At 39.1% G+C, this 21,859-nt stretch carries 18 protein-coding genes and 1 tRNA gene; 18 read left to right on the forward strand and 1 reads right to left on the reverse strand.

All coding sequences use genetic code 11. The features are described from left to right. Positions 1 to 67: 67 nt before the first annotated feature. From BN1068_RS10700 to BN1068_RS10780, 17 genes are all read left to right on the forward strand, one after another. The gene (locus tag BN1068_RS10700) at positions 68 to 1,117 is read left to right on the forward strand and encodes an NAD(P)/FAD-dependent oxidoreductase (protein ID WP_077602846.1); all 1,050 of its coding nucleotides are present in this window, start codon (positions 68 to 70) and stop codon (positions 1,115 to 1,117) included. A gap of 99 nt (positions 1,118 to 1,216) precedes the next feature. After that, positions 1,217 to 2,932, forward strand: a complete 1,716-nt coding sequence (locus BN1068_RS10705; RefSeq protein ID WP_077602847.1) for an ABC transporter ATP-binding protein — start codon at positions 1,217 to 1,219, stop codon at positions 2,930 to 2,932. A gap of 330 nt (positions 2,933 to 3,262) precedes the next feature. Then, positions 3,263 to 4,630: a bifunctional UDP-N-acetylglucosamine diphosphorylase/glucosamine-1-phosphate N-acetyltransferase GlmU gene (glmU, locus tag BN1068_RS10710; protein WP_077602848.1), complete on the forward strand. Its 1,368-nt coding sequence runs from the start codon at positions 3,263 to 3,265 to the stop codon at positions 4,628 to 4,630. Positions 4,631 to 4,656: 26 nt separating this feature from the next. Continuing rightward, positions 4,657 to 5,610: a ribose-phosphate diphosphokinase gene (locus tag BN1068_RS10715; protein WP_077602849.1), complete on the forward strand. Its 954-nt coding sequence runs from the start codon at positions 4,657 to 4,659 to the stop codon at positions 5,608 to 5,610. Between the two features lie 223 nt (positions 5,611 to 5,833). Further along, on the forward strand, positions 5,834 to 6,466 hold the full coding sequence (locus tag BN1068_RS10720) for a 50S ribosomal protein L25/general stress protein Ctc (protein WP_077602850.1): 633 nt from the start codon (positions 5,834 to 5,836) through the stop codon (positions 6,464 to 6,466). A 129-nt stretch (positions 6,467 to 6,595) separates the two neighbouring features. Continuing rightward, positions 6,596 to 7,159, forward strand: a complete 564-nt coding sequence (gene pth / locus BN1068_RS10725; RefSeq protein WP_077602851.1) for an aminoacyl-tRNA hydrolase — start codon at positions 6,596 to 6,598, stop codon at positions 7,157 to 7,159. A gap of 133 nt (positions 7,160 to 7,292) precedes the next feature. Further along, entirely contained in the window at positions 7,293 to 7,523 is a 231-nt protein-coding gene (locus BN1068_RS10730; protein ID WP_077602852.1) for an anti-sigma-F factor Fin, read from the forward strand. A gap of 318 nt (positions 7,524 to 7,841) precedes the next feature. Continuing rightward, positions 7,842 to 11,360, forward strand: a complete 3,519-nt coding sequence (mfd, locus tag BN1068_RS10735; RefSeq protein WP_077602853.1) for a transcription-repair coupling factor — start codon at positions 7,842 to 7,844, stop codon at positions 11,358 to 11,360. 177 nt (positions 11,361 to 11,537) lie between these two features. Next, the gene (locus tag BN1068_RS10740) at positions 11,538 to 12,098 is read left to right on the forward strand and encodes an outer membrane protein assembly factor BamE (protein WP_139344786.1); all 561 of its coding nucleotides are present in this window, start codon (positions 11,538 to 11,540) and stop codon (positions 12,096 to 12,098) included. A gap of 197 nt (positions 12,099 to 12,295) precedes the next feature. After that, positions 12,296 to 12,829, forward strand: coding sequence for a stage V sporulation protein T (gene spoVT, locus BN1068_RS10745; RefSeq protein ID WP_077602855.1), 534 nt, complete (start codon positions 12,296 to 12,298; stop codon positions 12,827 to 12,829). A gap of 168 nt (positions 12,830 to 12,997) precedes the next feature. After that, the gene (locus tag BN1068_RS10750) at positions 12,998 to 14,608 is read left to right on the forward strand and encodes a putative polysaccharide biosynthesis protein (RefSeq protein ID WP_077602856.1); all 1,611 of its coding nucleotides are present in this window, start codon (positions 12,998 to 13,000) and stop codon (positions 14,606 to 14,608) included. Beyond that, positions 14,605 to 16,080, forward strand: a complete 1,476-nt coding sequence (gene mazG / locus BN1068_RS10755; RefSeq protein ID WP_077602857.1) for a bifunctional methyltransferase/pyrophosphohydrolase YabN — start codon at positions 14,605 to 14,607, stop codon at positions 16,078 to 16,080. The genes BN1068_RS10750 and mazG overlap by 4 nt, the downstream gene beginning before the upstream one ends. Further along, entirely contained in the window at positions 16,077 to 16,337 is a 261-nt protein-coding gene (locus tag BN1068_RS10760) for an RNA-binding S4 domain-containing protein (RefSeq protein ID WP_077602858.1), read from the forward strand. The genes mazG and BN1068_RS10760 overlap by 4 nt, the downstream gene beginning before the upstream one ends. A gap of 61 nt (positions 16,338 to 16,398) precedes the next feature. Further along, positions 16,399 to 16,701, forward strand: coding sequence for a sporulation protein YabP (gene yabP / locus BN1068_RS10765; RefSeq protein WP_077602859.1), 303 nt, complete (start codon positions 16,399 to 16,401; stop codon positions 16,699 to 16,701). Beyond that, positions 16,698 to 17,288 carry a spore cortex biosynthesis protein YabQ gene (gene yabQ, locus BN1068_RS10770; RefSeq protein ID WP_077602860.1) on the forward strand — a complete coding sequence of 197 codons (591 nt, stop codon included), beginning with the start codon at positions 16,698 to 16,700 and terminating at the stop codon, positions 17,286 to 17,288. Before yabP ends, yabQ begins: the two co-directional genes overlap by 4 nt. Positions 17,289 to 17,518: 230 nt before the next feature. Beyond that, complete coding sequence (locus tag BN1068_RS10775) at positions 17,519 to 17,899, forward strand: FtsB family cell division protein (protein WP_139344788.1); 381 nt, start codon at positions 17,519 to 17,521, stop codon at positions 17,897 to 17,899. Positions 17,900 to 17,969: 70 nt separating this feature from the next. After that, on the forward strand, positions 17,970 to 18,356 hold the full coding sequence (locus tag BN1068_RS10780) for a S1 domain-containing RNA-binding protein (RefSeq protein WP_077602862.1): 387 nt from the start codon (positions 17,970 to 17,972) through the stop codon (positions 18,354 to 18,356). A gap of 428 nt (positions 18,357 to 18,784) precedes the next feature. Here BN1068_RS10780 and BN1068_RS10785 read toward each other — a convergent pair. Then, positions 18,785 to 18,858 (reverse strand) — tRNA-Met (locus BN1068_RS10785). Between the two features lie 452 nt (positions 18,859 to 19,310). Between BN1068_RS10785 and spoIIE the strand changes: the two genes are divergently transcribed. Next, a complete protein-coding gene (gene spoIIE, locus BN1068_RS10790; RefSeq protein ID WP_077602863.1) occupies positions 19,311 to 21,773 on the forward strand; it encodes a stage II sporulation protein E in 2,463 nt (820 codons plus the stop codon). Positions 21,774 to 21,859 lie beyond the last annotated feature (86 nt).

Here is a 21,859-nt window from a genome sequence, read left to right on the forward strand (position 1 = left end):
AGGGGAAGCAAGCTCCCTTTCCTTTTACTAACTATTTTATTTTGAAAGCACACAAGGAGGTTTTCTGATGAAAAATCCAGATATTTATGATGTAACCATTATTGGAGCGGGCCCGGCAGGTCTCTTTTCTGCTTTTTACAGCGGATTGCGGGAAATGAAGACAAAAGTGATCGAATATCAGGAGCATCTGGGCGGAAAGGTTCATGTGTACCCGGAAAAAATGATTTGGGATATTGGAGCGTTAACACCAGTGTCCGGTGAGCAGCTGATTGAGCAAATGATCGAACAGGCTAAAACCTTTCATCCGACGATTGTCTGTCATGAAAAGGTAACTGCAATTGCTAAGGATAAACAAGGGATATTTATACTTGATACCTCTTCAGGAGATAAACACTATTCCAAGACAGTCATTCTTGCCATTGGCGGCGGTATTCTGAATCCGCAAAAACTGGAAATTGATGGAGCGGAGAAATTTGAGATTTCGAACCTGAGCTATACGATTAAATCATTAAAAAGATTTAAGGATAAGACGGTGCTTATCTCAGGCGGAGGGCATACAGCTGTTGATTGGGCAAATGAATTGGAGTCGATTGCCCGCAAGGTTTATCTGGTGTATCGGAAAAATGAGCTCCATGCCCATGAAGCGCAGGTGACACAATTAATGAACAGCTCTGTAGAGTGTTTATTTGATACGGATATAAAGCGTTTAATTGCCGACGGGACACGTGAGCATATCCAGCAAGTTGAATTAAAGCATAGTCTGACAAATCAGCTGATCAATATTGAAATTGATGAATTAGTAGTTAATCATGGATTTGTCCGGGAAAAGAAGCTGCTGGAGGAAAGTGATTTACAGATTGAAATGGCTAATGAATATTTTATTGCCGGCAGTCCATTCAGCGAAACATCTGTACCAGGTATATATGGAGCAGGAGATGTGATTATGTACGATGGCAAGGTTCATTTAATTGCAGGAGCATTTCAGGATGCTGTCAATGCAGTAAATAAAGCAAAGCAGTTCATAGAGCCTGACGCTTTTGAATCAGGAATGGTATCTTCACACAATGATTTATTTAAAAAACGCAATAAAAAATTAGTTGCTGAGCTGATAAAGTAAAGCGCTATGCAGTGGGGGCCTTGAAGCCTGGTTAACTGCGATAAATTAAATAATGTAATCAGCTGATAAAAAGAAAATCAGAGCTGGAAGGAGGTTTCTATGGAATACATCAAACGATTTTTTTCCTATTATAGGCCTTATAAAGGGCTTTTTATTTTAGATTTTACGTGTGCTATTTTAGTCGGCTTGTTGGAGCTCGCTTTTCCGCTGGCGGTTAATCAGGTCATCGACCGCCTCTTGCCGCAGGGTAATTGGTCGCTTATTATTTGGGCGTGTGTTGCCCTCTTGATGATTTATGGAATCAATACATTACTGCAATATGTCGTAACGTATTGGGGGCACAGACTGGGCATTAATATAGAAACAGATATGCGTCAGAAGCTGTTTAGCCATATGCAGAAGCTGTCATTCGGTCATTTTGATAATAACAAAACAGGACACTCTATTTCGAGGCTGACAAAGGACTTAGAAGAAATAGGAGAGATGGCGCATCACGGCCCGGAGGATGCTTTTGTTGCTATCATGACTTTGATAGGTGCTTTTATGATTATGATTGGTATCAATTGGCCGTTGGCAGTCATTTCCTTTATTGTCATTCCGTTATTGATGATCTTTGCGATTTACTTTAATAAATTAATGACAGGAACATTCCGTATGATGTTTAACGATATTGCAGATATAAATTCCAGAGTAGAAGACAGTATTGGCGGGATTCGTGTTGTTCAGGCCTTTGCGAATGAAGAATATGAGCAGGACAAATTTGCGGAGAACAATGAGCGGTATCGGCAAACCAAGCTGGCTTCTTACAAGATTATGGCGAAGAATATTATGTCTAATTATTTTTTGATGCGTGTTGTTACCTTATTTACGTTACTGTTCGGAACCTGGTTTGTTATCAATGGTTCCATGACTTACGGTGAATTTGTTGCCTTTTTACTTTTATCGAATATTTTATTAGCCCCTATTCAGAAGATAAATGCAATTATTGAAAGCTATCCTAAGGGCTTTGCCGGCTTTAAGCGCTATACAGAGGTAATGGATATGAATCCTGATATTGCGGACAGTCCTGAAGCGCAGGATATTCCTGTTCATGGAGAGGTGCGCTATGAAAAAGTATCTTTTGGTTATCATCCGGAAGAGCATATTCTCCATCATATAGACTTGCAGATTCAGCCGGGAGAAACGGTTGCCTTCGTCGGACCTTCAGGAGCAGGTAAAACAACATTATGCAGCTTACTGCCACGTTTTTATGAGGTAATAGAAGGACATATTTTTGTAGACGGTCATGATATCCAGGACTTCACCCTTCGTTCTCTGCGGAATCAGATTGGTATTGTACAGCAGGATGTTTTTCTGTTCTCTGGTACAATTCGGGAGAATATTGCTTATGGCCGGCTTGATGCAACGGATGAAGAAATTATAGAGGCTGCAGAAAAAGCCCAGTTAAAAACATTTATTGATGCACAGCCAGAAGGGTTAGATACGGTAATCGGCGAGCATGGTGTTAAATTGTCTGGTGGTCAAAAGCAGCGCTTATCGATTGCGCGTATGTTTTTAAAGAATCCGCCTATTTTAATTCTGGATGAAGCTACATCTGCTCTGGATACAGAAACAGAGCTGGCTATTCAGCAGTCACTGGCGGAGCTTTCTAAAGGCCGGACCACATTAGTCATTGCTCACCGGCTAGCTACTATAAAGAACGCGGATCGAATTATTGTGTTAACAAAAGACGGAATTGAGGAGCAGGGAGGACATCAAGAGCTATTAGAGCAGAAGGGGATGTACAGCCGCCTGCATCAGGCTCAACTTGGCTAGCGAATAACGATTTAATAAAAACATCCTATAGCAGATGATTTAAACAGTTAACATAGACATGTTTTATCAAAGAAGCAGCGGAGATTCATGAATCTCCGCTGCTTCTTTAATGTAGTATAGAGATGCAAAATTTGGTTGTCTTGTTTTACTTTATCTGTAATTGGAATTTTTTTCAGGGTTTTTGATGTAATATTTAGTGGATCAATTACCACGAAAAAAATAAAATATGATAACATAGATAATAGAGATTAAATCTACAATTTTATTGAAATAAGGTTTTTTTTACGATATATTTTTAAATGGATATTTAGAGATGATGGAGGTTTCCGAATGGCGAATCGATTTGCTGTAATTTTAGCAGCAGGGCAAGGAACAAGGATGAAATCAAAGTTATATAAAGTACTTCATCCTGTAGTTGGAAAACCAATGGTACAGCATGTTGTGGATCAATTGCAACAGACACAATTAGATAAGATAGTTACCATTGTCGGATTTGGAGCAGATCAGGTAAGAGCACAGCTGGGAGAAGCTAGTGACTTTGTCGTACAGGAAGAGCAGCTGGGCACGGGACATGCTGTAATGCAGGCGGAACAATTGTTACAGGATAAAGAAGGTGTAACCATTGTGGCTTGTGGGGATACCCCTCTCATCCGGGCAGAGACATTCGAAAAATTGTTTGAACATCATGAACAAACAGGTTCAAAAGCCAGTATATTGACAGCTATCGCAGATGACCCATCCGGATATGGACGAGTTATTCGAGATCAAGCGGGAGAAGTAGAGAAAATTGTCGAGCATAAAGATGCTAATGAAGCTGAATTAGAGGTTAATGAAATTAACACAGGAACCTATTGCTTTGACAATAAAGCATTATTTGAAGCTTTAAAATCTGTTTCTAATGACAACGCACAAGGTGAATACTACTTACCGGATGTTATAAAAATATTAGGTGACCAGGGCGAGCGTATCAGCGCTTATGTGGCAGCTGACTTTAATGAGACAATTGGTATTAATGACCGGGTAGCATTAAGTGAAGCTGAAAAAGTGATGAAAAGACGTATTAATGAGCTGCATATGCGTAACGGTGTGACCATTGTGGATCCTGATAATACGTATATTGGTCCTGATGTAAAAATTGCTTCTGATGTGTATCTTCACCCGGGAACGATTCTAAAAGGGGAAACATCCATTGAAACTGGTTCGGAAATTGGTCCGCATTCAGAAATTAAAGATTGTGAAATCGGAGAAGACACAAATATTCGATTTAGTGTTGCTGCGGACAGCCGGATAGGCAAACGAGTGAACATTGGCCCATATGCACATATCCGTCCAGCTTCCAATGTCGGTAATGATACGAAAGTCGGTAACTTTGTAGAGCTTAAGAAAACAAACCTCGGTGATAATAGCAAAGTTTCTCATCTTAGTTATATTGGCGATGCTAATGTAGGTGAGCGCGTAAATGTCGGTTGTGGTACAATTACAGTAAATTATGATGGGAAAAATAAATTCCTGACAACGATTGAGGACGATTCGTTTATTGGATGTAACTCAAATTTAATTGCACCGGTAACAGTTGGAAAAGGTGCTTACGTTGCAGCAGGATCGACAATTACAAAAGATGTGCCGGATGAGGCATTATCCATTGCAAGATCGAAGCAGGAAAACAAAGAAGGATATGCTAAAAAGTTTAAAAAATAAACTATAAAATCATGGAGGTTAATTGAATGTCATCCAGTTATAAGGATTCATCGCTGAAAGTATTTTCATTAAATTCGAATGAGGCATTAGCAGACAAAATTGCAGCTCAAATCGGCACAAAATTAGGGAAATGTACGGTAACACAATTTAGTGACGGAGAAGTACAAATTAACATTGAGGAAAGTGTCCGCGGATCAGACGTTTATGTGATTCAGTCTACTTCTGCTCCAGTAAACCAGCATATTATGGAGCTGCTTATCATGATTGACGCTTTGAAACGTGCTTCTGCCAAATCAATCAATATTGTTATGCCGTACTACGGTTATGCACGTCAAGACCGTAAAGCGAGAGCACGTGAGCCAATTACAGCAAAATTAATAGCGGATTTAATTGAAAAAGCAGGAGCAAATCGTATGATTACACTTGATTTGCACGCACCTCAAATTCAAGGCTTCTTCGATATTCCTATTGACCACTTACAGGGTGTACCAATCTTAGCTGATTACTTTGAAAAAAAGAATTTAGAAGATGTGATTGTTGTTTCACCTGATCACGGCGGTGTGGTCCGTGCCAGAAAAATGGCTGACCGTTTAAAAGCACCAATTGGTATTATTGATAAACGCCGTCCACGCCCGAATGTTTCAGAAGTTATGAACATTATTGGTAACATTGAAGGGAAAACAGCTATTTTAATTGATGATCTGATCGATACTGCAGGAACAATTACTTTGGCAGCAAACGCATTAATTGAAAGTGGCGCCAAAGAAGTATATGCTTGCTGTACACATCCGGTCCTTTCGGGCCCTGCGATTGAGCGAATCAATAATTCAAAAATTAAAGAGCTTGTCATCACAGATACGATTCCTTTACCAGAAGAAAAATGTATTGATAAAATTACGGAACTATCGGTTGCTTCTCTTCTCAGCGAGGCAATTATCCGTGTTCATGAAATGCAATCTGTAAGTATTCTTTTTGACTAATAAATAAAATATGCTGTTTAGCAGAGAGAATTTCTTCGGCTGGAAATATGTTTGTCCAGCTCCAGGCGCTTTCCGCTTTTCTTAATTTAATGTTTAAGTTGTTCCATTTTAGGGTATTTAATATACTGACCGTTTATTTTATTGAGAAAAAGAAATGATGCAAAATCACAATAAATGACGATGTTTCATATTATTTTTTTAATCAACTTGGAGGGTGATACGAATGGCAGTAAAATTAAACGCACAAAAAAGAGAAGATCTTGCAAAATCAGCAACAAACGAAATTAGAAATAACGGTAGAATTCCGGCGGTTGTCTATGGGAAGAATAAAGATCCCAAGACAGTTTCTGTGGATAGTGTAGATTTAGTCAAAACAGTTCGGGATGAAGGACGGAATGCAATCATTTCACTTCAGGTCGAAGGCAGTGATTCTGTTGATGTTATGCTGCATGACTATCAAATTGATCCGATAAAGGATGATTTACTTCATGCTGATTTCTATATCGTAAATATGTCTGAAGAAATGGACGTTGAGGTTTCTCTTCGCCTTGATGGTGAATCAAAAGGTGAAAAAGAAGGCGGCGTATTACAGCAGCCATTCTATGAAATTCAGGTCCGTGCAAAACCGAGCGATATTCCAGAGGAAATCGTAGTAGATGTCTCTGAACTGGATGTGAACGACAGCTTATCTATTTCTGACTTGAAAGTAACTGGGAACTATGAGTTTTTAGATGATCCAGATACAACAATCGCTTCAGTTGTGCCTCCAACTACAGAAGAAGATTTAGAAACAGATACAGATGAGGATGCAGAACCGGAAGTTATTAAAGAAAAAGACGACTCAGAGGAAGCGTAATTTCTTCCATCTAACAATATATAGAATGTATAAGTAATGCCTCCCTTCTTTACGCATATGATACACGTATGTGTAAAGAAGGGTTGTTGTGTTTGAAGAAAATGTGTTTTTAGAAGTGAGGGCAAGGTGATGAAGTTAATCGTAGGGCTGGGGAATCCCGGCAGAAAATATAAGAAAACACGTCATAATATTGGTTTTTGTACAATCGATGAGCTATTAAACAGACATGGCTGGAAGCTAAACAATTCTAAATTCCATGGAGAGTATGCAATAGAGCATTTTCATGGAGAAAAGATTATATTATTGCAGCCGCAAACGTATATGAACTTATCTGGAGAGTCGATTCGCCCATTGATGGATTACTATGATATAAATACAGATGATATTGTTGTGATTTATGATGATTTAGACTTACCTGCAGGCAAGGTTAGACTGCGTCAAAAGGGTGGTCATGGCGGCCATAATGGTGTCCGTTCGACTATTGATCATTTAGGCACGAAGGAATTTAAGCGCGTCCGGTTAGGAGTAGGAAGACCGGTAAATGCGATGCCTGTCGTGGATTATGTATTAGGGAAGTTTCCAAAAGATGAAAAAGAGGCTGTCAGCCAAAGCATTCAGCAGGCAGCTGATGCTGTTGAAGCCTGGGTGAGCGGCAAACCTTTTATAGAGGTGATGAATGAATTTAATCAATAAAGCATACCTTTGTTTTAAGCAAGGTATATTCTTATTCCCCTCGGTTAAAACTAAATAAAAAGTACAGATATTCCTTCTTAAAAAGGAAGGGGCTGTGCTTTAAAACTATTCAGTTTTAATCGAGGTGAATGAGATGGTTATCTACTATGGTTGCCGGCATTGTGGGAAAGAACTGGGTGTGTTGAATCATACAGAAATTGATTTGTCCTTACGTTTTCTCAATCTTTTAGAGGAGCAGGATATATCAGAAATGATCGTCTTTGAAAAAGATGGTGATTTCCGTTTAGAAGTCATTTGCGAACACTGTCAACAAGTTCTTGAAGAACATCCCGATTATCATGAATTAGATCATTTTTTACAATAGATGAATGGCTATATTTATGATATTTTTAATATAAGAGGATGTTCAAAAAGTCCACATTTCGGTTCTTGTAATCATTTTATGGATAAATATATGACCATATATACCATTTTCTTAAAAATTTTTACCATGTTTTCTTGATTATTATATACAATCAGCATTTTTACGGATAGGGAGGTGTGAAAGCCTTCTTATTTGCATAGATTTAATGGTTTTAACTGACCGGGTAACTCTTAAAAGCCGGTTAATTCTGCGCGTTTTAAGGATTAACGGATACCAAATTTTCTAAAAATACTTTAACAATTTAGAGGGGAAATACGAATGAAAGCAATTCATAGTTATTTAAAGTCTCAGGAAGATATACAGTCGATTATGGATGGATTGCTTGCAGGCATGAAAGAGCAGATGGTTGCCGGTTTAAGCGGTTCTGCCAGAAGTCTGCTCCTGTCCACTATATATCAATCAATGAATCGTCCTTTATTAATTGTCACTCATCAATTAGCCCAGGCTCAGCAGTTATATGATGACTTGTCAGAGCTGACAAACGATGAAGGTGTTTATCTTTATCCGGTTAACGAGTTAATAGCCTCTGAAATGGCTGTAGCCAGTCCGGAGCTGCGTGCACAACGAATTGAAGCGTTAACAGCATGGACGCGTAAAGATAAAGGGATATTAATTGCACCTGTTGCAGCATTAAAAAGGATACTGCCTCCAAAATCATATTGGAATAAATATCAGCTTCTGTTTCAAGTTGGCAAAGACATTGAAATGGAGGTTTACTTGCGTTCTCTGGTGGAAATGGGATATGAAAGCACTTCTATGGTTACTGCTCCGGGTGAGTTCAGTCAGCGCGGGGGAATTATTGATATTTATCCAATCACGGAAAAGCATCCGATTCGTATTGAGTTATTTGACGAAGAGGTAGACTCTATCCGCTTTTTTGATGCAGAGTCCCAGCGCTCTTTAGACAAGGTGGAAGAAGTAACCATCAATCCTGCTACAGAATTATTAATAGATAAACAAGAAATGCTGAAGGTAGCAGAAAGATTGGAAGATGCACTTTCAGATACATTGAAAAAAGTCAAAAAACCGGCAGACCGGGAAGACCTTGTAGAGGTAATTGGTCAGGATATTGAACAGTTTAAACAATTGACCCGTTTTCAGGAGATGTATAAATACATCGGCTATTTATATGATGAGCCCGCTAGTTTATTAGACTATTTGCCAAAGAACGGCGTTGTCTTTTTTGATGAAATGAGCCGTATCCAGGAAACAGCAACAAATTTAGATCATGAAGAGCTGGAATGGTATACAGGGCTGTTGGAAGGAAATAAAATGGTTCGGGGCAGCCAGTTTTCTTTCGCATGGAATACTCTGATAGAAGACCTTTCCCATCCACGTGTATATATGTCGGTATTTATGCGGCATATTCCGAATACCAATCCGCAAAATGTTATTAATCTATCGACCAGAACCATGCAGGAATTTCATGGACAGATGCCTTTATTTAAAAATGAATTAAAGCGTTGGGAAAAAGGGGATTATTCTGTTATTATCCTCACGCCAAATAAGCAGCGTGCAGAAAAAGTGCATTCCATTTTAGAAGATTATGATATTAAAACACAAGTGGAAAAAGAATTAAAGCTGCCTATAAAAAAGCCGACAATTATCGTTGGACAGCTGCATGCGGGTATTGAATTTCCAATGCATAAACTGGCTATTATTACGGAAAATGAGCTATTTAAAAAACGCATGAAACGCTCTCGAAAACAGCCCAAAATTTCGAATGCAGAACGGATTAAAAGCTACCAGGAACTGAAAGTCGGCGACTATGTCGTGCATGCAAATCATGGTGTCGGGAAATATCTTGGAATTGAGACCTTAGAGGTTAACAAGCTGCATAAGGATTATATGCTGATTCGTTACTCTGGAGATGATAAGCTGTTCGTACCGATTGACCAAATTGATTTAGTTCAGAAATTTGTAGGTTCAGAAGGAAAAGAACCGAAGCTGTATAAATTGGGCGGTACAGAGTGGACAAAAGTAAAGCGGAAGGTACAAAGCTCTGTTGAGGATATTGCTGATGATTTAATCAAGCTGTATTCCGAACGTGAATCCCGGAAAGGATATGCTTTTTCACCTGATTCTGAATTACAGCGGGAATTTGAAGCCTCCTTCGCTTATCAGGAAACGGAGGATCAGCTCCGCTGTATTGCAGAAATTAAAGAAGATATGGAAAAAGAAAGACCAATGGACCGTTTACTTTGTGGAGATGTAGGTTATGGGAAAACGGAGGTAGCTATCCGTGCAGCTTTCAAAGCAGTAGCAGATGGAAAACAGGTAGCCATCCTTGTGCCGACAACAATTCTGGCACAGCAGCATTATGAGACAATTCGAGAAAGATTTCAGGATTTTCCGATCAACATTGGTTTACTAAGCCGTTTTCGTACGCGTAAGCAGTCGAATGAGACAGTAAAAGGTCTGGCTGATGGAAATATGGATGTAGTTGTAGGAACGCACCGTCTCTTATCAAAGGATGTGCAATATAAGGATTTAGGCTTGCTTGTTGTCGATGAGGAGCAGCGATTTGGTGTGAAGCATAAAGAAAAAATTAAACAGCTGAAAACCAATGTTGATGTTTTAACACTGACAGCAACCCCAATTCCGAGAACGTTGCATATGTCTATGCTTGGTGTGAGAGATTTATCTGTTATTGAAACACCGCCGGAAAATCGATTTCCGATTCAAACGTATGTGATGGAATATAATCCATCCTTTATCCGTGAAGCAGTTGATCGGGAAATGTCCAGAGGCGGCCAGGTTTTCTTCCTGCATAACCGGGTGGAAAATATTGAAAAAATGGCTCGTGATATCGGAATGCTTGTGCCCAATGCAAGGGTAGCTATTGCGCATGGACAAATGAATGAATCGGAGCTGGAGAATGTCATCATTGGCTTCATCGAAGGAGAATATGACATTTTAGTCAGTACGACTATTATTGAAACTGGTGTCGATATTCCAAATGTGAATACCCTAATTGTCAATCATGCTGATCATATGGGACTGAGTCAGCTTTATCAGCTAAGAGGGCGTGTCGGACGTTCCAATCGTGTAGCCTACGCTTATTTCACATATCAGCGTGATAAGGTATTAACAGAGGTTGCCGAAAAAAGGCTGCAGGCAATTAAAGAATTTACGGAGCTCGGATCTGGATTTAAGATTGCTATGCGTGACCTCTCCATCCGTGGCGCCGGAAATTTACTCGGCGCGCAGCAGCATGGCTTTATTGATTCTGTAGGGTTTGATATGTACTCACAAATGCTGAAGGATGCTATCGATGCCCGCAAAGAAGGAAAAGAAGTAGAGGATATCAAGCCATTTGAACCGGAGATTTCCTTGAAAATTGACGCGTATATTCCGGATGAATACCTGAAGGATGAGAAGCAGAAAATTGAAATGTATAAGCAGTTCCAAACCTTGGACAGTCCAGAAGCAGTTCAGGATTTGAGAGACGAATTAATTGACCGTTTTGGAGATTATCCTGCAGAGGTTGAAAATTTATTTACGGTGAGCATTATGAGAATGCACGCTAAAAAACAACGTGTCCAATCCATTACAGAGGCTCCGAAGAAAATTACGATGCTGATTGATGAGGGAAGAAGTCAGGAAATTGACGGCTCTAAGTTATTTGAAGTGGCTAATCAGTTTGACCGTCAAATCAGCCTGGGTACAGAAAATCAAAATTTAAAAGCAGGTATTAAATGGAGCAATGACAAAGCTTATAAACGTCATGATATCGTGGTAGAATTTATTAAAAAGTTAAGTGAAGTAACCCGGTAAAAATACGGTTCATCAGCGGAAAGCTGCTTTCTATGCCAGAGAGCAGCTTTTTGCATATGGAATAATAGTTCCTTGAGAAAAAATTGAATTCCTTAATTATCAAATGTAAAATTAGAAGATGAATACCGGGAAAGGGAACAAGTTATATTACTAAATTTCAGAAGCGAGGTAATGCCTTTGATAAAAAAGAAAACGCTATATATGTTATTTCTTAGTTTTCTGCTGCTTGTCTATATACTTGTCTATACATATTTATTAGCAGCTGTTTATTTAAGCCAAACTTTGTTTAGTGTTCAGACAGCTTTAATTATCATGACTCCAGCAGCTGGCTGCTTGTTCATTTACATTATCTGTTTAAAAAGAATAAGACGAGATCATGTAACACGAAATAAAAGAAAAAATGTTATTCAAGTGTTACTGTTATTCGTAATTCCTATATTTTGCGTATTTCTTACAGCAGGAAATACGAGTAAGACAGCGTTTACAAATGAAAATTGGAAAGAAAACACAGCATACAGAGAGCTTATGTTTGAAGACTTTGAAAGAGACAATGATTTAAGAGGTGCCAGCAAAGAAGAAGTAAAAGAGCTTTTTGGTGATCCAACCAGTATAGAAGGAAACCGGTATATTTATTATTTGGGGACAGAGAGAGGGTTTGTACCTATTGACAGTTCTATACTTAAAATGGACTTCAATAAAAATGGAAATATTGAGCAGTATCAGGTTGTCACTGAGTAACAAAAGGTTTTAAATTTTCGTTATTAGTCTATTTTTGGCTTTCATTTTCATATCCTGCAAAAAAATAACAAAAATTTCATTTGGAATGTATAGTTATTTCTGGTTGATTAATACTATTACAACAACCGGTGATGAATTTTGGAGGGAAGACTTTCCATCCAGGTCAGAATCGTCATTTAGAAAGGGAGGATACTTAGATGAAAGCAACAGGAATAGTGCGACGTATTGATGATTTAGGGAGAGTAGTGGTGCCAAAGGAAATCCGCAGAACACTGCGCATCCGTGAAGGAGATCCCCTTGAAATTTTCGTTGATCGCGAGGGAGAGGTTATTTTAAAAAAATATTCACCAATCAGTGAGTTAGGCCATTTTGCTAAAGAATATGCAGAGGCATTATTTCAATCTTTACAATCCCCGGTTATTATCACGGATCGGGATGAAATTATTGCCGTGGCAGGAGAATCTAAAAAAGAGTATGCGAATAAATCGCTGAGCAGTTATATAACTAATATTATTGAAGGGCGTTCACCCGTTTATGAAGGTGATAAGTCTCAGGTAGAAATTGTAGATGGAAATGAACAGGAGCTGCACTCTTATTCGATTCATCCTATTATTGCCAATGGTGATCCAATCGGCTGTGTGATGATTTTCTCTAAAGAAGATAAGCTGAGCAAGGTGGAGCAGAAGGCTGCTGAGACTGCATCTGTTTTCCTGGCTAAACAAATGGAATAGATCGCCACTCATTCATACGTTTTCAAGAAGAAGCTTTCTCTGGGTTACCTTCCAATCTAGAGTATAAGCTTCTTTTTGTTGTCAGATAAGAAAATACAAACGATAAAGTGCTTTTCTTTTTGATATGATATACTGAGAGAAATTCATTTGGAAAAGGAAAAATTCGTCATGTCAGATAATGAAACAAGCCGGCTGGTTAAAGGTGCGCTTTTGCTGAGTATCGCCGGTTTGATAAGTAAAGTGTTTAGTGCCGTTTATCGTATTGTATTGCAAAACCTGACAGGAGATATTGGATTTTATATGTATCAACAGCTCTACCCGCTGTTAGGAATTGCGACAATGCTTGCATTATATGGATTTCCTTCAGCAATTTCTTCGTTGACAGCTACAGAAATCGAAAAGGGGAGAGTATTGACCTGGAAAGGCTTTTACCGTCCAATCCTGTCCATTCTTGCAGGCTTTCATATTGCGTTAATAGCCATGATTTATTTTGCCGCCCCGTTATTGGCCCAATTAGCAGGCGATGAGTATTTTATTGGATTATATCAATTTGCTGCCATGCTGTTTCTGATTGTTCCAGCCCTGGCAATACTTAGGGGAATACAGCAGGGGAGATATGAGATGGCTCCTACTGCACTATCTCAAATTGGTGAGCAGCTGATTCGGGTGTGTACGATTATAGCCGGCGCATGGCTGGTCAGCCGGGGGATTTTTCAGATAGAAGCTATTGGAACGACAGCAGTAGTTGCCGCCATACTGGGTGGATTGAGCGCACTTGCTGTTTTATTATTTTTCTATTATAAAAATCGGGCTGGTTCGTATCGAGAACTCAGCGTATCTTCATTGGAGGCAGCTGTTCCTTGGAAAAATTATTTAAAAACGTTGCTGTTGTTTGGAATAGCTGCTGCAATGAACCATATGACACTCCTACTAATGCAATTAGCGGATACATTTACGTTTGTACCAAAATTAATGGCAAGTGGAGCAGGAGAGATAGAGGCCAAAGAAATGAAAGGGGTATTTGACCGGGGGCAGCCGCTTATTCAGGTGGTGACGATTATTGGATCATCTATTGCTTTGGCAATTATACCGGCAATCAGTCATCAGAAATTAAAAGAGCAGAGAAAACAGGTGACCAACTACATTCAGACAGTAATTCATGTCGGCATTTTTATCGCTGCAGGCGCTGTGTTAGGTTTATTCATTATTTTTCCGGAGGTTAATCAATTACTTTATAAAAATACGCAGGGAACAAATGAATTAAGGTTATTGATTGTTTCCATTCTCATGTCTACCATCTCTATTATCGGTGCCTCCATTTTACAGAGCCTGGGAATGATTGTGCGGACAGCCGTGTTTATCGGTATATCATTTGTGGTAAAGGTGGGCGGCAACCTGATTCTGATTCCGCTTTATGGTGTATATGGAGCAAGTATAGCAACAGTTTCCAGTCTGGCTGTGCTATTATTACTTGTAGTTATCGAGCTATACCGGAAACTGCCGGGCATACCATTATACTGGTCGATTTCCTGGAGAAGTTTAGCCGCGGCGAGCTTATCGATGATTATTTATCTTTTAGTAGTGCAAGGGATACTTGCTTCACATGTAATGAATGTAAGATTACTGTTATTTGTATATGTGATTTTTATTTCACTATCGGGAGCAGGTCTATTTCTCTTTGTCTTGCTTAAGACTGGCGGATTAACGGAAGATCAGATTAAAGTTTTACCGAAATCAGAGTACTTGTTACGTATTTATAAAGGGAGGAAACAACCTTGAAGCAAATAGAGGTCATTGGACTGGGCGCAGGAGATTTGGAGCAGCTGCCGCTCGGTATATATAGAAAATTAATAAAGGCACAGCAGACGATTTACGCAAGAACATTAGATCATCCAGTAGTTGAAGCACTGGAAGCAGAAGGAGTATCTTTTACCTCCTTTGATCAGCTTTACGAAGAGGAAGAGCAGTTTGGAATGGTGTATGAACGTATTACGGAAAAGCTGATAGAAGCTGCGAAAACAAGTGAGAATACGGTTATTTATGCTGTTCCAGGCCACCCCATGCTGGCGGAGAAAACGGTTCAGCAACTGTTGGAACAACAGGAAATAGAAGTGTCGATTGCGGGAGGACAAAGTTATTTGGATGATCTGTTCACAGCGATGCAGATTGATCCAATCGAAGGATTTCAATTCGTAGACGGAACAGATTTTAAACGAAATCACCTTAATCTACGCAACCATTTATTTGTTTGCCAGGTATATGACACGTTTATCGCATCAGAGGTAAAGTTGACTTTATTAGAAGACTTGCCGTCTGATTATGGAGTTTATATCGTGGAAGCAGCCGGGAGCAGTGCAGAAAAAATAGAAAAAGTTCCTTTGGAAGAATTGGATCATAGGATGGAAATAAGTAATTTAACCACGCTCTATATTCCTCCAGTTCCAGAAGGGTACCTTCATCATACGTTTTCATTTTTACGAGAGGTGATGGCAATTCTGCGTGGTCCTGACGGGTGCCCTTGGGATAAAAAGCAGACGCATGAATCTCTGCGTCATCATACCATTGAAGAGGTCTATGAGCTGATTGAAGCGATAGATGAGGAAGATGATGACCATATTGTCGAGGAGCTTGGCGATTTGCTGATGCATATTTTATTGCACAGTCAGATTGGTGAGGACAATGGTTATTTCACGATAGATGATGTCATTCAGTCAATTTCCGATAAAATGATCTATCGCCATCCGCATGTTTTTTCAACAACAGTAGCAGATACAGAAGAAGCGGTGCTGCAGAATTGGGAAGAGCTGAAAAAACAGGAAAAGGGAAAAGAAAGAGAATCTATATTGGATGGTATCCCGGCACATCTTCCTTCCTTGGCAACAGCATATAAGCTTACCTCCAAAGCAGGGAAGGTCGGCTTCGAATGGGGACATGTAGAGGAAGTCTGGGAGAAGCTGAAGGAAGAAATAAATGAGGTTATCGAGGCGGTTGAGGAAAAGGAATTGGCGGATGTAGAAGAGGAGCTTGGGGATGTTTTATTTGTCTTAGCGAATATTTCCAGATACTATAAAGTAAATCCTGAGATTGCATTAGAGCGTGCCAACCGAAAATTTATCAGCCGGTTTCAATATATAGAGGAAAAATTGAAAGAAAACCAACAAACACCTAAAACAGCCTCTTTGCAGGAAATGGATGCTTATTGGGAAGAAGCGAAGAAAAAACAAAAGCGAGCAGAGGAGAATGGACGATGAGATTAGATAAATTTTTAAAAATATCCCGGATAATTAAACGGCGTACTCTAGCAAAAGAAGTAGCAGATCAAGGAAGAATTACCGTGAATGGTAATGCTGCGAAAGCTTCTACTGTTCTTTCTGAGGGAGACGAGCTTGTCATCCGGTTTGGCCAAAAATTAGTTACTGTAAAAGTAAATTCTTTGCGGGAAAACGTCCGTAAAGACGAAGCAGATACGCTTTATAAGATTGTTAAAGAAGAGAAATTAGAGCAGTAGAAATATAGTTCTATACTTGTCCCTCCCATCATAAGCTATTAACGATAGGGAGGGTTTTTATATGAATTATTATGAGAATAAAGATGTAAGAAACCATACTGAACTAGAGCATTCCGTAAAAATAGACAAACGAAAAAACCTTGAAATTACAGGCGTCAAAGAAGTGGACAGCTTCGATAATGAAGCATTCCTTTTAGAAACAGTGATGGGATATTTAATTATACGCGGACAGAATTTACAGTTAAAGAATTTAGACGTGACGGAAGGAATTGTTACCATTAAAGGAAAAATATATGAGCTTTCCTATGTAGATGATCAGCAGCAGGAGAAAGCTAAAGGATTCTTTAGCAAGTTATTCCGATGACTTTATCTACGCAATTTCTAACACTTATCACGATGGCTTTAAGCGGATTTTATTTAGGTGTTGCTCAGGAAACCTTCCGTCGCTTCACAGTTTACTGGAAGGGGCGGTTATTTTTAACATATTTTTTAGAAATATTATTTTGGATGACACAGGCTGGCATTTTATTTTATATATTATACCGGGTGAACCAGGGAGAGCTCAGAATTTATATTGTATTAGCGTGCCTCTTTGGTTTTTCTGCTTATCAGGCTTTGGCAAAACAGATCTACAAAAGGCTATTAGAACGTTTGATCCGGATTTTTAAAGCAATTTATCAAGGAATAGAAAAATTGATAAAAATGATGCTTATTTCTCCTTTGAGGTGGATATTCTTCACATTCTATCGTATGATAAAAGCAATCCTGATTGGAGTTATGAAAATAATTACATGGCTATTTCTTTTTTTGTTTACTCCTTTCCGATGGATAGGGACAGGCCTTTTTCGCCTTTCTCCAAAACCAATTCAAAATTTCTTTCTGCAAATAGCAGGATTTTATAGTAAAATACAGAATATAGTTTATAAATACGTGTTTAAAAAGTCCGATTAAAAGGACCAAGAAGTTTGAGGCAGCGAAGTATTGAGTAACGGAACGTATGCTTTTAAATACGTGAGTAACGGAGATGCCAGCTAACGAGCTTTCACAGGATGTGATGACTTCTATGTTGCCCACAGGACGTGGGCGGTCTTAGTAGAAGTTCCTTTCTTGCCGTGTCATTTTAATTGGACTTTTTAAACGTCACTTAGATGGATTCAGTCTTATCGGAGGAGGTAACAGCTGTGGAAGAAAAAAAGAAGAAAGTAACAAAAATTCATTCTAAATCCGTGCACCAGTACGATGCGTACATAGAGAGACAGAACAGAAAAAAACAGCGCCTTACCAGAAGGTTGGTACTGTATGCATTGATTGTTACGGTAATCATAGGAAGTATGTCAGTCTATCATTTCAGTCAGCGGTCGATTAAAGCAGATAAAATGGAAGAGTATGAACAGTTGGAACAGCAGCTTGCAGATTTAAAGCAGGAAGAATCGGATTTAAATAATGAAATTGAACTCCTGAAGGACGAAGATTATGTTCTTGAGATTGCCAGAACTAATTATTTCTTCTCAAATGAAGGAGAATTAATATTTAAATTGCCTGATGAAGACCCATCATATTGACACTTTTTATTTTGATTAATATACTATATATTGAAGAACATTTAATCTTTTAAGGAGGAGCATTTCTTTTATGTCAATTGAAGTAGGCAGCAAGCTGCAAGGAAAAGTAACCGGAATCACTAATTTTGGGGCTTTTGTGGAGTTAGAGGAAGGAAAAACAGGTCTGGTTCATATTAGTGAGGTTGCAGACAACTATGTCAAAGATATTAATGAACATTTAACGGTTGGAGACGAAGTAAAGGTTAAAGTCATTAATGTTGAAAAGGATGGCAAGATCGGCCTGTCCATTAGAAAGGCGAAAGATCGCCCGCAAGTACGTCAAAAGAGTCAAAAAGAACGCACGGAGAACTTCGAGTCCAAAATGAATCGTTTCCTAAAGGATTCCGAGGATCGTTTAGCCTCTTTGAAAAAGCACACGGAATCCAAGCGTGGTGGACGTGGTGCAAGAAGAGGATAGTGGTTGCTGTCTATTAATAATGCTCTATGGATAGATCAAAGCAGATGCTTCTAAAATCAGGAAGCATCTGCTTTTTTAATATGCAGTCTGCAAGGCTGGGACAACAGGAAAGTGTTTAACCCCGATAACGAACTGATTCTTTTAATTGGAATGATTGTTCTGATTATGGAATGGTCTGAAGGAAGAGAGGCTCTTAATAAGCGGAGAAAAAAAGAATTAGATAAAATGAGATCACAAGACATACAGTAATACGATAGTATTTGTTCTGTTCCAATTGAATGCGGTTCGGGTCGGTGATAACATTGCTGCGTTTATTCGCCCTATCAATATTATTGTACGTCGACAAAGTAAACTAAGAGTAAGATTTAAAATACTTATTATCAAAAAAAGCTTATTTCCTTTTCTGAGGAAATAAGCTTTTTTCAGGATAGCGGCGGAGGGGATCGAACCCACGACCTCACGGGTATGAACCGTACGCTCTCGCCAGCTGAGCTACGCCGCCATGTAAAACCAACAAGAAGAATCATACAACAGACAATACAAAGTGTCAATAGTTTCCACGCATATTTTATAAGCTTATTTATTTGGAACCCAGAATATATAATTGCCAAACTGAAAAAATACGTTTTCTGCTCTATTTTTCAAAGTTTGCCTATCTTGTCGAGCTTATAAAAAAGAACAGCTTTTCTCCCACCTTTTTCTACAAATGATGAAGCAATATCTAAAAAGCTGCGAAGGTTTAGTGTCATGTACAGATTAAAATTATTGTTTGAAAAATCATATATTTCCTGTATTGCACATGAAATAGACAGTTAACTCCAGCTGCACCCTTTTTGTAAAACGTTGTTAACTTACCAAAATTACGTCGAACGATTTTTAGAAGCTGCCATGTTTTTTTGACAAAAAAAAAATACAACTTGTGTTTTACTAGTTGGAAAGATGGGAGTGGATAAAATGATAGGTTCAATTCCAAGGGTGGATTCGGGAAGCATTGCAATAGAGAAAGCAAATAAAAAGAGAAAATGGAGAGAACAAATTATGGCGAAGATTAATCATATATTAATCGCGCAAGGCTGGTTGTTCTATATTACCGGCTTTTTATTAGGACGAGCTGTCATTCTGCAGGCGGTTTCTCCATTTGCTGTTGCATTCATTGCCAGTATGTGGCTTGTCCATCGGGATAAATCATTCCGGTCTATGATTGCTGTTATTTTAGGTGCATTAACCTATTCCATGCAGCATGTAGTTTTTATTTTTCTTGCTTTTATCTTATTTATCTTCATATCGGCAGCAACAAAATCGATCAAAAATCAGCAGTGGATACTGCCCATCACAGTCTTTTTAGCTACCAGCCTGCCGAGAATGTTTTTATATTCTATTCAGGATACAATATCGTCCTTCCAATGGATGATGCTGGCCATTGAAGGAGTGCTTGGAGCAATACTTGTACTTATATTTATGCAAAGTATTCCGTTATTATCACCAAAACGATATAAACCCGCCTTAAAAAGTGAAGAAATTGTCTGCCTCATTATTCTTATTGCCTCTGTATTAACAGGATTCATCGGCTGGGAGGTATACGGAGCTTCCTTAGAGCAGGTCTTTTCGAGATATTTTGTGTTAGTGTTTGCTTTTGTCGGCGGGGCGGCAATCGGGTCAACTGTCGGTGTTGTAGCAGGAATGATTCTATCATTAGCTAATGTTGCCAACCTCTATCAAATGAGTCTGCTGGCCTTTTCAGGTGTGCTCGGAGGATTGTTAAAGGAGGGGAAGAAAACTGGAACGGCGCTGGGACTCTTAATCGGAACGGGCCTGATTGGCGTCTATGGTGAAAATGTTGCTTTATTGCCATCGCTAATAGAATCCCTTATGGCTGTGATGCTGTTTATCCTTACTCCGGCATCATGGTTTGAGCAAATAGCCCGCTATATACCGGGTACAGAGGCATATACAAATGAACAGGAGCAGTACTCGCAAAAGGTTCGAAATGTCACTGCGAAACGGGTGGAGCAATTTTCGGATGTGTTTCAGGCACTCTCTAAAAGCTTTGCAGTAACAGACAGGACACTAAGTGATGAAAAGAGAGATGAGAAGCGGGATACAGATTACTTTTTAAGCCAGGTGACGGAAAAAACATGCCAGGGGTGTTTTCTAAAAAATAAATGCTGGCAAAAGGAATTTGATAAAACCTATTCTTTGATGGAGGACATGAAACAGGATATAACCGCCGGCCAGGATCCAAACCGGAACGTTATGAAGGAATTTGAGAATCATTGTGTGAAATCACGCCAGGTGGTGGAGGCCATGCGGTCAGAAATGAGCTTTTACGAAGCAAATCAACAGCTCAGACAGCAGGTGACAGAAAGTAAGCGTTTAGTTTCTGATCAGCTTCAGGGTGTTTCTGAGGTGATGAACGATTTTGCTAAAGAAATACTAAAGGAACGGCAGCATCACGAGCTGCAGGAGTCGCAAATTATTCAAGCTTTAAAACAGATGGGAATTGAATTAGTCCGCTTAGATATTTATCACTTGGAAAAAGGAAATGTAGATATTGAATTGACAACAAGCTTTTATGAATATCATGGAGAAGGTGAAAAGCTGATTGCTCCGATTCTTTCAGAGCTGCTCGATGAAATGATTGTAGTGAAAACGGAGGATATTTCCGCTTTCCCGTACGGATATAGTCACTTCGTCTTTGGCTCAGCAAGAGATTTTGCGATTGAGACAGGAGCGGCAAATGCAGCAAAAGGAGGAGGACTTGTATCTGGAGACAGCTTCACAACCATTGAGCTTGGCGCAGGGAAGTTTGCCATGGCTATCAGTGATGGAATGGGGAACGGAAAACGCGCGAAAGAAGAAAGTACAGAAACATTGCGCTTACTGCAGCAAATATTACAAACGGGGATACGGGAAAAGGTAGCCATCAAAACCATCAATTCGATTCTCGCTTTACGTACTACTGATGAGATGTTTGCAACGCTTGATTTAGCAGTTGTTGATTTGCATAATGCATCTGCGGAATTTTTAAAGATTGGATCGGCGCCGAGCTTTGTCCGCAGAGGAAACGCGATGCTGAAAATTGAGGCCAGCAATCTGCCGATGGGGATTATTAAAGAGTTTGATGTAGACATTGTCAGTGAACAGTTAAAGCCGGATGATTTATTAATTATGATGAGTGACGGGATTTTTGATGGACCAAAAGACGTGGAGAATATTGATATTTGGATTAAACGTAAAATTAAAGAAATGGCCACGGAAGATCCGCAGGAAATTGCTGATCTGCTATTAGAAGAGGTGATTCGGACAAGGTCAGGAGACATTAATGATGATATGACTGTATTAGTTGCCAAAGTAAAGAAAAATACGCCGAGGTGGGCGAACGTTCCAATTCATCATGGCAAGGTTCTTTCTATGTAGAGCAGGGAAGTATTCATAAATTAAAAACTATTTTTTAAAGAAAATCTCCCTTCTTCTCTTATTCAAATCTATCAAATATATGTATA

Origin of the sequence: Oceanobacillus sojae, assembly GCF_900162665.1 — a bacterium.
In the GTDB taxonomy this organism is placed as follows: domain Bacteria; phylum Bacillota; class Bacilli; order Bacillales; family Amphibacillaceae; genus Oceanobacillus; species Oceanobacillus sojae_A.

Bases quoted from the DNA above. Each gene is read 5' to 3' on its own strand.
- BN1068_RS10700 (WP_077602846.1), top strand. From the start codon at position 68: ATGAAAAATCCAGATATTTATGATGTAACCATTATTGGAGCGGGCCCG.
- BN1068_RS10705 (WP_077602847.1), top strand. From the start codon at position 1,217: ATGGAATACATCAAACGATTTTTTTCCTATTATAGGCCTTATAAAGGG.
- glmU (WP_077602848.1), top strand. From the start codon at position 3,263: ATGGCGAATCGATTTGCTGTAATTTTAGCAGCAGGGCAAGGAACAAGG.
- BN1068_RS10715 (WP_077602849.1), top strand. From the start codon at position 4,657: ATGTCATCCAGTTATAAGGATTCATCGCTGAAAGTATTTTCATTAAAT.
- BN1068_RS10720 (WP_077602850.1), top strand. From the start codon at position 5,834: ATGGCAGTAAAATTAAACGCACAAAAAAGAGAAGATCTTGCAAAATCA.
- pth (WP_077602851.1), top strand. From the start codon at position 6,596: ATGAAGTTAATCGTAGGGCTGGGGAATCCCGGCAGAAAATATAAGAAA.
- BN1068_RS10730 (WP_077602852.1), top strand. From the start codon at position 7,293: ATGGTTATCTACTATGGTTGCCGGCATTGTGGGAAAGAACTGGGTGTG.
- mfd (WP_077602853.1), top strand. From the start codon at position 7,842: ATGAAAGCAATTCATAGTTATTTAAAGTCTCAGGAAGATATACAGTCG.
- spoVT (WP_077602855.1), top strand. From the start codon at position 12,296: ATGAAAGCAACAGGAATAGTGCGACGTATTGATGATTTAGGGAGAGTA.
- BN1068_RS10750 (WP_077602856.1), top strand. From the start codon at position 12,998: ATGTCAGATAATGAAACAAGCCGGCTGGTTAAAGGTGCGCTTTTGCTG.
- BN1068_RS10760 (WP_077602858.1), top strand. From the start codon at position 16,077: ATGAGATTAGATAAATTTTTAAAAATATCCCGGATAATTAAACGGCGT.
- yabP (WP_077602859.1), top strand. From the start codon at position 16,399: ATGAATTATTATGAGAATAAAGATGTAAGAAACCATACTGAACTAGAG.
- yabQ (WP_077602860.1), top strand. From the start codon at position 16,698: ATGACTTTATCTACGCAATTTCTAACACTTATCACGATGGCTTTAAGC.
- BN1068_RS10780 (WP_077602862.1), top strand. From the start codon at position 17,970: ATGTCAATTGAAGTAGGCAGCAAGCTGCAAGGAAAAGTAACCGGAATC.
- spoIIE (WP_077602863.1), top strand. From the start codon at position 19,311: ATGATAGGTTCAATTCCAAGGGTGGATTCGGGAAGCATTGCAATAGAG.